8 protein-coding genes are annotated in these 11606 nt (G+C 53.5%); all 8 read right to left on the bottom strand.

The window, feature by feature from the left end:
• Positions 1-506, bottom strand: a 506-nt coding sequence (locus tag B7L72_RS00125) for a transposase (protein ID WP_176212806.1), incomplete at its 3' end; no start/stop codon positions are given.
• Positions 507-543: 37 nt separating this feature from the next.
• Positions 544-915 (bottom strand): hypothetical protein, encoded by a 372-nt coding sequence (locus tag B7L72_RS18045; RefSeq protein ID WP_139788404.1) that lies wholly within the window; start codon positions 913-915, stop codon positions 544-546.
• Positions 893-2077, bottom strand: a complete 1185-nt coding sequence (locus B7L72_RS00120) for an AAA family ATPase (RefSeq protein WP_081191893.1) — start codon at positions 2075-2077, stop codon at positions 893-895. The genes B7L72_RS18045 and B7L72_RS00120 overlap by 23 nt, the downstream gene beginning before the upstream one ends.
• Before the next feature lie 40 nt (positions 2078-2117).
• Positions 2118-2438 (bottom strand): hypothetical protein, encoded by a 321-nt coding sequence (locus tag B7L72_RS00115; protein ID WP_081191891.1) that lies wholly within the window; start codon positions 2436-2438, stop codon positions 2118-2120.
• A 21-nt stretch (positions 2439-2459) separates the two neighbouring features.
• Positions 2460-2684 (bottom strand): hypothetical protein, encoded by a 225-nt coding sequence (locus B7L72_RS00110; RefSeq protein ID WP_074210654.1) that lies wholly within the window; start codon positions 2682-2684, stop codon positions 2460-2462.
• Between the two features lie 3 nt (positions 2685-2687).
• A complete protein-coding gene (gene pglX / locus B7L72_RS00105; protein ID WP_081191889.1) occupies positions 2688-6371 on the bottom strand; it encodes a BREX-1 system adenine-specific DNA-methyltransferase PglX in 3684 nt (1227 codons plus the stop codon).
• Positions 6368-7861 (bottom strand): AlbA family DNA-binding domain-containing protein, encoded by a 1494-nt coding sequence (locus tag B7L72_RS00100; RefSeq protein WP_081191887.1) that lies wholly within the window; start codon positions 7859-7861, stop codon positions 6368-6370. The genes pglX and B7L72_RS00100 overlap by 4 nt, the downstream gene beginning before the upstream one ends.
• Positions 7862-7972: 111 nt before the next feature.
• A partial coding sequence (gene brxC / locus B7L72_RS00095) for a BREX system P-loop protein BrxC (protein WP_446718535.1) occupies positions 7973-11606 on the bottom strand: 3634 nt, incomplete at its 5' end.

The raw sequence follows: 11606 nt of genomic DNA, 5'->3' as shown, positions 1-11606 counted from the left end.
CGCTGGTCTGCCAGGTCGCGCTTCTGCCAGTCGGTATGCTCGTCCTCCCACTGCTTCTTGAGACGCGACACGGTGTTGGCCGAGAGTCCCTTGGCCTGATCACCCAGCAGGGCCGACAGGGCCTCCTGGTAGTCGCCGGTAGAGACTCCCTTCAGGTAGAGCCAGGGGATCAGCTCCTCGATGCTGCGGGCCCGCTTCAGGTAGGGCGGCAACAGCGCGCTGCTGAAGGTCACCCCGTCGCCACTGCGGTCACGGACGCGGGGCACCTTGATCTCGACGTCGCCGATACCGGTTTGCACGGTGCGCTCCGGCAGGTAGCCGTTGCGGACGACGACACGGCGGCCGTCTTCCAGCGTCTTGTCGGCATATTGCTCCAGAAACGTGCTCAACTCCGCCTCCACGGCCTTGGCGATCAGGTCTCGGGCCCCTTTGCGCAGCAGCTCATGCAACGGATCAGTAGCGCCGGTGTCTGGCTGCGTCACGGCTTGGAGAGTAGAATTGCTCATGGCGTATCCGTCCTATGTTGGTTGTGATCTGGCGAGATCAATCAACAGGATACGCCACCCTCTCTACTGCCCTCCATACACAAGAACTGAGCTTAACTCCTTTTGCACACTGCGCTAATGCACGTGCATTATTAAAGTAATAACTCGTTTCTTTAGCGCGCTTTTTACCCGGCAAACGGCTAGGCTTCTTAACGGCGGATGGCCTTGTCGCAACCAGGTGCTGCTTACTTACAAAGTTCACAAGTCCGGCCTGAAGGTGAGAGAACTCATAGCCCTGCACCCGTTCTACCCACTGATCCACCAGCCATGCCATTGGCCCCGGTTTAAAAGCTTCCACGCGACAGGCTTCTGCCGCTGGGTAGCACACGCCTATATCACTGGGGCCTTCACCGCTTAGCAGCAGATACATCCTTGCCCTCCTTAGCGCTAAGCGATTGAATTTCAGTGGCTAACTCCGTTAGCTGAGTATCAATGAATGCCTCACCCGGCCCCATAAACTGCAGTTTCTCTGCCAGTGAAGGTATTTCAAACAGACGTATTGACTGGGTGGCCCCTTTGGCATTTTTATACAGATAAATAACGCCTTGCTTGGCAACGTCGTCTTCCAAGTAGTTAAGAATGACAGGGCTGTGCGTGGTCACCATCACTTGGTGTTCGCTCTCGACCAGCGTATCCACCAGAAACTCGACAAGTTCTGGGTTGATGCCGTTTTCAATTTCATCGAATAACAAAAAATGCTCATCGGACGCCAGCTGTGAAAGCACCGCCAGTAGGCGTAGCAAACCATCATTAACATGGCGCGCAGGCGTGCTCAGTACCTTGCCGCTAAACTGCTCGGCAATATCCAGATGCTTCCAACCAGAGCGCAACGAGCGGGTATCAATACTGGCCAGCTGAGGGTAGGCATGTTGCAGTTTCTCCAACAGCCGCTGACGAACCTCACTACCCTGCTCATGCAGATACGCAGAAAGCTTTTGTCCGCCCAAGCCTAAATGCCCTGCTGAATCTCGTGTGCGTTGGCGAAGGTGCTCTGGCGAAAGTAAATCCAGCGAGCGAATATTGGCTAGTACTTCTTTAAGCGCCTGCAGCGGCTCACCTATCTGTTTACGTTTTAGCTGCGAGAGAATCGAGCCTTGGTACTCGAACATAATTTCGCTTCTTACATCACGTAGACTGCCCTGCTTCACGCTGCGGTCTATCCAGAACTCAGCATCTTCTACTTTCAAGAGCCGCACACCATCACAGAAAGCCTCTTCCGTTGTGCAGCGCAACGACTGTCGATTAAAGCTGGCTGACCACTCAATTAAACCGTGCTTTTCCGTCTCAACCTGAACCGAAATATCGACATTTTGCTTAGCCGTCAGCTTCGAACCCAGGTCTCGCGGCTCCCATTGGCGCTGTTCTAACCAGCCATCAATATCACCGCGCATTTGCTGCGAAATGAAGTCCAACGCCTGAAGCACGGTTGATTTTCCCGCACCGTTAAGCCCCACCAAGCAGGTAAAACGCGACAAGCCTATTTCAAAATCAACCAACGATTTGAAATTGTCGATACGTATGTGATGAATCATGCGGATGTCACCCCTATACAATTTGCGCTGCTGTCGCCCATTAAGTTTGAAGCTCCATTTCCACCGCTGACTCATCCCCACAGTGAATGAAAAAGCACCCTTTGGCGGTACGCGAGGATGAGAGCTTAAACCAGCCACGGCCAGATTTCTCATCGCCCTCATCATTGCCCGACCAACTGAAATCGATACGCTTGCCGCCTTCTGAAAGGCGGTAGTCAAGCTGGCCTTCAACAGCACCGAAGATAAAATAGCCGAGTCCATTATCATCAAACCGGAAATGGCCCGGCTCAATCAAATCGACAAAGTCCTGATCCCACGTTTCCATCCAGGTGATACGCCAGCGGCCGATGGGAGTCGTCATCAAAGCTCCATACATTGCACTTTATGGATTGATTTCATCTGCGAAGATATCATGCTCAATAGCATCCTCAATCGCGGAATCCAGGCGTATAAGCAACGCCTCAAACGACTCGCCAGGTCGCCTAGCTAACATCGCAAGGCAATTAGCTTCATCGCTTGCAGAAGCACCGCAGCGCACCGGCCCAATTCTACCGATGGTGATTTCACCCTCGTTATCAATCAGCTCTTCGATATTTTTAAGCTCCATAAATCACTTCCCCACCACTTGCTTCACCTCAGCCAACAAATCCCCAAATTTCCCATAGTTCACCTTCACCCCGTCATCCAGATCCAGCGAGATACGCTGGTCGGCGTAGTGGCGGAGTTTTTCGTCGAAGGTGTTGAGCTCGGCTTGCTGTTTGTAAAGCTTGCTCAATTCTTTTTCGATGCTCTTCGCTTCGGCGGCGGAGGTGCTGGCGTCTTTGTCTTGCTCTAGCTTTTCCACGTAGCTGGCGAGCTTGGTGGTGAGCGGAATGACGTAGTCGGTGCGCATCTCGGCCAGGGTGCTTTCGGTGTAGCGGTGCAGGTAGACCAGGCACTCGAAGGCTTTCTGCTTGCCGGAGGAGAACAGCCAATAGATGGGGCGTTTTTTGTAGGTGCGCAGGTGGTCTTTGAAGAACTGGGTGCTGAGATAGCGGCGAATGGTGTCCAGCGCGGCCTCGCCTTTCTTGGGTTTAATGGCGTGCAGGCAGAGGCTTTCGGCGACGAAGTCGAGATTTTCCTGCAGGTGCTCTTCACCCCAGACGGTACGCACAAAATCGCGGAGGCGGTTGGTGGCGTCGTCGGGGAACCATTCCTGATCGGTGAGCGGGATGATGGCGTTGTCATCCGGGGCGAAGCTGGGTTTGGGGATCTGGGCGAGGTAGTCGCGGACGGTTTCGCCCTGGCTGGCGAGAATCAGGCCGGGCTTGTCCAGCGAGTAGCGACCCATCATGCAACCGATGGCGTAGGATACTAATTCCTTAATAGTATCGCACTGGAGAAGGGCTTCCAACTCGTCCTCGGTACGGTTGCCGCTATATCGGTAATGAGGATTGCAAGACAAAGTAACTTCATCCAGTGGAATATCAGGATCCAGTTCGCCTTGTAGCCCGCACGCCTCAAGAAAGAAACTGTTGTTTTCTTTTTCTAGGTCTACCATTGAAGATACATTTTTACGCCAATTATCGCAAAGCTCTTTGTAGTTATTCTTTATTTCATAACCGTGGTACATCAATAACGGATTGCACTCAAAATCATATGACAATTCTTTGGAGTCCCAGTCAACTTTGCTTATGGTTATGCAGCAGTTTATCTTTTCTAGTATGGCATGATTTAGATTATCTACAAAAGGTATTCCCCCTACAGCCCCAACCGAATAATCAAGTGTGGGTGATAATACTTTCAAATATCTTGTTGCCACTACACTATTATAATACCCAATTACATATTGTAAGTAATTTACATCTTTGCTAAAAATCATTGGTCCTTTATCTGCAAAAATATGACCTTCTGGCACATAGCGCATTGAGAAATCTGATATTGTCAAACTTGTCCACGTGCCACCAGGTTTGAAAAAATAAGATATATTTTGTGGCCGCGAACGAAGCTTCCCACCTTCATCCTTAAAATTTCGTATTTCCTCTCCCTTATCATGCCAATTTACAACCAGTTCATTGTTACCATACCATTTCCTTAGAGCTCCGCCTTTTTGATATGGGAACCATTTTGGTGAGTCTTTTATAAACTCAGAAAATTTAGAAATGTCAACTTCAAACCAAAACCTAACAAATCTACTATTATCCCCTGTAATAAGTCCTTGCTTCAAAGAAAAGCAATCCTTAACTAGGTGGTGTTTCAAATAGTTATTGATAAGCCTTTCCCCTAAAGAGAAGGCAATTACATTGCCGGGCAACTCGATAAAGCTTGTCTGACATATGTTATAAAACCATGCTGAATTTTTGTTCTTTATGGAATAAATTACTTTAGGCGCTTGATTTCTACTCCCCTTGAATTCTGAAAGATCGATATAACTTCCATAAACCCCAGGGATATGGTGGTTGTAGGCGCTTACTGCTGCAACAGGAACACATGCTGCCTCAAAAGCATTATACTCAAGCTGTATTAATGAATTAATTGAGTTTTTAGACAGAAAGTTTTTTCTTAGTTCCTCATAGCCAGAAAGATAGAGCCATACATAGGGTGATAGAAAAGAGAAATTTGCAAACCTTTTAGCCATATTTGACATTATTTTTATAAAAAGTGCGTAAATGTCATTTTTAGCATCAGGATAAGCTTTCGATGAATATGTTTTTATTATTTTATTTTGATATTTGCCGCCCATGTATGGAGGGTTGGCAATCACCGCATCATAGCGCTGCGCCAATACCCAGGCCTGCTGCACAATCGGCCTTAACCGCTGGGCAGCGGTTTTCTGCAGGGTGTCGCCACTGTTGGTGAGTTCGCTCAGCTCTTCCAGCAGTGCTTTCAGCGGCGCTTCCCATTCATTGGGCACTTCAATCAACGAGCCGAAGGTTTTGGCATCTTGGAAGCGCTCGATTAAATCAGCAATCAGCTTGTAAGTGGCGTCGTTGTTGGCAAGCTCCTGCTGTTCGCTATCAAATAGGCTTTGGGATTGGCCCTGGTGCCAGTCGCCGGTCAGGTTCAGGTCGCGCCATAGGGTGTAGGCATCCAGGTGTTGGCTGCTTTGCATGGCCAGCACGTTCAGGCGCACCTTGTTATCAACCAGGCGGGTGAGAATGCGGCGGTCGTCTTCACGTGCCTTCATCAACAGCGCAAAACCCGCCAGCTGGGCGGCGCGGTCGTCGATATCCAGCCCGAACAGGTTGTTTTCCAGAATCAGCTTGGGGATGTCGCGGGTGCGGTAGCCACGCTCTTCGTAGATCGCCTTCAGCACGTTATAGGCTTCCACCAGAATATGGCCGGAGCCGCAAGCGGGGTCGAGTACCTTGATGCTTTCAGGGTCGAGGCTGGCCGGGGTGATGGCGTCCAGCTGGGCCTGCACCTCAGGCTCCTGCACGGCGGGCTCGATGTAGTACGGCATCTGGCCCTTGAGAACGGAGCCAGGGTAGGTTTGCAGCCACTGGCGGCCTACCGAGTTCTGCACCAGGTATTGCACGATCCAGTTGGGGGTGAACAGCTGGGTGGCGGCGGGGATGTCTTCGCTTTTCACCACCTTACCGATCACCTGGTCTTTTTTCTCGCTGATGTAGAACTGATAGAGCCAGCCAATCACTTCTACGTCCTGCCAGTCGTCTTCGGGAATCGCTTCCACCAGCTCGCGGATCAGCGAATCGGTTTTGGTCAGGTTGTTGGGCAGCAGCAGTTCGCTAGCGTCGTCCAGCGGCTCGAACAGGAACGGCATGGCGTCGTGCAGGGCGTGGCACTGGGCCAGCAGCAGCTCGCGGTAGAGGGTTTCATCCTGGGTGCCGTCGAGCTTAAGTTCGCGCACGCGGGCGGTGTCCAGGCTCTTATCAAGGGCCGGCAAGTCCACCTCTAAGCATTCCTCCAGAATCTGGAACTGCCCGGCTTCGCCCCCTGCCCCACTTAGCACACGGCGGCCGTGGTCCAGGTAGCCGTGAATCTCCATATAGCGAATGGCGCACAGGCGATTGAACCAGCTATAGGCGGCCTGCTCTATCGCTTGGGTAAAGCTATCGCGCTGCACCCACGCGGCCAGCGCTTCCCGTGCGCGCTTTAGGTGGGCGGGCACGGTGTGGGTTTGGCCATCCTGGGCGGTCATCACCAACACATCGCCCTTTAGCTCCAGGGGGGCAATCACAGCGCCACCGTTGCCATCCGGGCTAATACCCACCCGGGCCGCCTGGCGCGTCATGGTGTCGATAAAGCGGGCGCGGGCTTTGGGGGCGTATTTTTTGATGTTGGCGGTGTTCATGTTAGATCCTTGAAAGTGTCTTGCAAAAAGCGCTGGCCTTGAGGGGTTAGGCGGTATTGTTGAAGGCGGCTATTGGGCTTTTCGGGCAGCGTCATTTCAATCAGCTGCTGCTGGCGTAAATTGCCTACTTGTTTATTGAGCTCACCGGAAACGCCCTTGTGACCCAGCTCACGCGCTATGGCAGCTTTACCCAGCGGCTCCTGCTGCAGTATCAACAGCACTCTGGCTGCCAGCGCTGACTCTAGCCGTGACTCTAGCCGTGACTCTAGCCGTGACTCTAGCCGTGACTCTGACTGCACTGACTCAGCCTGGGTCACTGAAGCTGACTGCTGAATAGAAACCGGCGTTGCCAGCCGAATACTCAAACGCACGCGGTTGGCAATTTCTTCAATATGCGGTTCTGGTAGCCCTTGGGCGTGGGCTTCCGAGAAAATACGCTTCACACCGCTGCCCCACTGCTCTATCAGCCCAAGCTCACGAAACACGCGGGCAATCACTGGGTTGCGAATCATGGAGACGCCGCGTTTCATGTCTTCAATGGTCATGCCGGGCATCAGTAGTCCTGGGCTTTCAATCTCGATACGGTCATCAAAAAACGCAATGCGTATAGGGCTGCCCCGTTGGGAGTAGTCGCTGTGTACCAAGGCATTAATAATCGCTTCACGCAGGATGGTCAGCGGGATACTCCACACATCGCGGCGACGCATGGCGCCAAACTCTGCCTGCTTGAAGGCATGTTTTTTAAGAAACAGCTCGATGTCATCAACCGCTTGGGGTAACGGCGCGTGAATATCTGTCTGGTCGAAAATCTCGACCTTATCGGTGCCGCGAAAGCGCCCACACTGAATCCAGGCATCTTCAAAGTGCCATTGGCGCTCGCGGCCAAACAGCAAAATTCCGCCCACGCTGGGTACCAGGCGACCTTGATACGAGACAAGTAGCCGTAACGTGCGAAGCTTATTGTCATCAAGCAGTTGTTCGCTGCGAAAGGCTTGCTGTATGGCGTTTTGGTCAAGGTCGTCACGGCTCAGCTCAGGCATGGGCTGAACATCAAAGGTGGTTCCGCTCGCTTGGCGCTGCATTTCCTGGATGAGGGCCAACCCCGCCTGCCGATTGCTGGAACCAAGCCGCACCAGCACACCGCTTTCTTCGCCAAGCGCTTTGAAAAAGTGTGGGCGTGCGCTGCTCAAAAACACCTCAATACACACCAGGGTATGTTCGCCCACGCTCACCAGTTCAATATTGGGCAGTAGCCGGGGGTGAATGGCATCCGCGATCATGCTGGTAAGGCGCTCTTCCATATCCAGCGGATCATCCACGCCTAGCACAGTGCCATCATCGTCAACACCAATGATCAACTGGCCACCGGCCGTATTGGCAAAGGCGACCAGGGTTTTCATCAGCGGCTTGGGCGATGATAAGTCGCGCTTGAACTCAAGCTGCTTGCCTTCTGGCTCGCTTAGGCGCTGTTCAATGGTCGCGGTGGTCATAGGTGTCTCGTTGACTTTTCATGTTTCTTTCCGCTTCGCTGTCCCGCGTCCTAGGACGCGGGACAGCAGTGAACAGGCACACTGGTCGTGTCAACAAAAATCGTTTGAACACTAACGCACCTGTACCCGTTTACCTGCTGAAAGTGACCCTTCCAGTTCTTTTCTCAGCTCATCCATAAACGCATCGACTTCCGCTTGGCTTTCCAGGTACACCCCGCTATGCACGCGGCTGAGTACGTCGCTTACACGCACTCTTGCCACGGGTTTGGGGGCATTTACCGCCGCTGGTGCTGTTTCGGTGTGCGGGTCGTACGTTTTATCACGTGATGCCGTTTGTGGGACTGGCTTGGGGTTCTCTGATGTTGGTGCCGGTGTTGTGGTGTTACCCGCAAGCGTAGGCGGCTGCCGCTTGGCCGCTTCAGCCTGGGCGTGGTGAAGCGCATCCAAACTTTCTTCTTCTAACTCGACAGCGGCTTCAGTTTGCAGCTGGTAGATCTGCGCGACGCTGACCGAGTGGTTGACCGAGGCTTTAAGCTGCTGCAGCGGGTGCAGCAAGCGGTTGCTGAGCTCGGCGGTGCCAATGCCGCTTTTGGCAATTTCAGCGCTCACCTTGGCAATGCGCGTATCGATACGGGCAATGGCGTGCTGGCGTTTTTCCTCCACCAGGCCGCTGTTAATCTCATCCAGCGTGCGTACCAAGCCATCCACCTGGTTCAGCATGGCGTAAGGCGCTTCGGCGCGGTAAATACGCTCACACTCGGCCAGCGCTTGCTGGGCCTGGGTGTTTTTCTCAAGCTCCAGGCGGTTCACCGCAAACCGATTGAGCGCTTGTTCTAGCTGCTGCCAGGTGGTGAGCTGCTTGGTAAAGAAATCGTTGAGATCACGGTAGTCTTCTTCAACATCGAGCAGCGTGTCTTGCTGGCTGGCGACGGTTTTGAAGAAGTCGAAGCTGTCGTCCAGGCGCAGCAGACGCTCCACTTCCCGCAGTGAGTTGTCAATGGCATTGCGACCGGGGAAGTTGCCCACGTCGGTTTTGCTTTTATACGCTTCTAGCTCCCGCCGCCAGTGGGATAAGCGGTCTACGTAATAGGTAAACAGCTCTTTTTCACTGGTGGGGCCTAGCTGGCCAAACAGCTCTTTGGTGAGGTTACGGGCTTTGTTGAGCACCGCATCTTCGGTTTGGCGCTTTTTCTGGAGGCGGACTTCACTGCGGCGGCGGGCGTTATTGAGTAGCTCAAAGGCTTCTTTACCGCTGAGCGCGGGGCCAGCGGTGTGGAAGGTTAAGCGCCCAGCGGCATGCAGGCGACCCAGAATCAGCAGCGTTTCACCTTCTGGCCAGCCGAAAGGTCGGTTGCTGAAGCGCTCAATCAGCGGGTTCAGTGGCACCGGCTCGCCGCCATGCAGCGAGATATACTGCTCTACCTCTTTCACCGCTTGAGCGTTGCCCTCTTCACCATCCAGGTTGAGGTTCTGGGTGCCCAGGTCATCGGCGGTTAATACGGCCTGCAGCTCTCGCATCGGCTCCGGGCTAAGCGCCGTGAGCTGGCTCAGCTTGTTGTAGGTGTTTTCCAGCAGATAGCGGCAGGCCTCATCCAAGCGGGTATTCAACTGGTTGCGGTTGAGATCGAGCTTTTGCCCGAGCGCGTACACATCGGCATCCAGCAGCATCTCTTCCAAACGCACCCGCAGGCGCTTTTTGCGCTCCTGGTTTTCCCGGCCACGGTCGGCCAGAATGCGCTCTACGCTGTGGTCGTTGGCCGATAGGTTCAGGCGGATAAACTTATCGGTTTTGAGCAGGGTGCGCAGTTCATCGGTAAAGCGCTTATCGTCGGGCAGCTTAATCAGCACCTGCCCACCGTTATCGCCGCTTTTGTGAATGCAGCCTGCTTCGCTTAGCTGTACGTACTCCACATCCAGCGGTGAGACCACCTCTACCCTTAGCTGGCTCTGGTAGCGGCCATCCAGGGTGTGGCCATCCAGGTAACGTCCTATGCTGTAGTCGGTTTTGTTGACCGGATAGCGGTACTTGGCGCGGTCGCGCAGCAGGTCCTTGAAGATCAGGCTGGAAAGCTCTTTGTTCTCGTCGCTACTGGTGACTTCTGTGGCTTTGATCTTGCGGGTGATGTCCCGCTCCTCGTTGGTGAGAAACTGGTATTCATCGCCGTTACGGGTAATCAGGCTCTCTTTTTCCAGCCGTGCCAGGGTCGCTTCCAGCTGCTCACGAATGGCTATGCGGTCATCGTCGATTTGAGTCAGTGAGAGCGTTACCAGGTTATTGACCGTGCCCTTCACCAAGTCCACATAGCGGATCATAAACAGCGTGCGTAGGGTTTCGACATCAAACGCTTCTAATACGGGGTTCTCGCTGGCCTGATCGATGGTGCGCTTCACCGCCGTATCGAGGAACCCTTCTATCGCCGTGTAGAAGCAGTGCATCGGTACCAGCGCGCCAATCGTCTTCTCTTGCACGGCTTTGGCAGCCATGTGAAACGCATCGAGCATGGAGCGCTCGCCGTAGGCCAAGTGAGCACCCGTTGCCCCTACCTTGCGGATCTCTTCAAAGACTTTTTGCACCAACTGGAAGTGGTACGGCACAAAGGGGTAGTTGGCGATAAAGCTCTCGACGCCTTCGATATTTTTCAGCGTGGGGCCGGAGCGGTCAAAGGTCAGCTGGTTACGCAGAATGGAGCCTTTGGCCTCAAACACACCTTCCAGCTCCGCACATGCCGGGTCGTTTTTCACCAGCAGGCGCTTGCGGATCACTTCGTCGGAGTTGGAGCTTGAGAGCGATAAGCGGGTTTTGAAACGTCCGGCGATTTTGGAAAAATCGTTGGCTTTTGAGGCGGTCATTTCGCCTAGCACGGCGTCCATATCGGCTTGGGAGGTGACCACAATCCAGGCACGCCCACCGCAAATCGTGCCCAGGTTTTCGGTGAGCGTTTGCAGGGTCAGCATCAAACGCGTGTCGCTGCCAATGAACTGGCCAACTTCATCCACCATGAACACCATGCGCTGGGTGGCTGACTGCGACTCCAAAAACTCTTTTACCCAATGGCAGAAGTTCTCTACCGAGACGCTGAAGTTGGTTTCAGATTCCTCAAACCATTTATGCGCCGCTTCAGGAGAGAGATCGAGCGCTGCGCCAATCGCTTGCTCGATATCATCCTGATAAAACTGATAGCCGTCTCGCTCGTCTTCCCACACCACGCCACTGGCCTCGTTAAAGGCCTGCTTGAAACGCTCATACACGCCTCGCTTTTCCAGGTGGCGCTCCATGTGGGCAATGTGCGGGTAATCAGAGCTAAAGCCCTGGTGCTCGTTAAACACACGCAGGAAGACGTTCAGGATGGGGTTGCCATCGTCGTTCGAGCTGGCCTTGCTGTCGATATTGAACAGCACCACGTGGGCCGGTTCACGGACAGCTTTAGCAATATCAGCCCGGATAGAGCTGTCTACCAGCTTCTGCTCGTCAAAAAAATCAGCGGCCCGTTTGGCCTGGCCGTTGGCATCAAACGCTTCCGTGTTAGCGAGCAGGTAAGAAAGCGTTTTCAAAAAGTGTGATTTACCCGACCCGAAGAAGCCACTCACCCAAACGCCCACGCGGTTGGCGATGGACGGGTCATTCAAGGGGGTGGTGTAGGACTCAAAAAAAGCACGAAAGTGCTTTTCTAACTCATTGGTGACGACATACTCATCCAGCTCCTGGTAGATGGTTTCCTGGTCACGCTGGTCGGCCTTGACCACG

This window comes from Halomonas sp. BC1, from assembly GCF_002078135.1.
GTDB lineage: Bacteria > Pseudomonadota > Gammaproteobacteria > Pseudomonadales > Halomonadaceae > Vreelandella > Vreelandella stevensii.
Note: the sequence above shows the minus strand (reverse complement) of the source record. Positions and strands in the feature narration are given on the sequence as shown.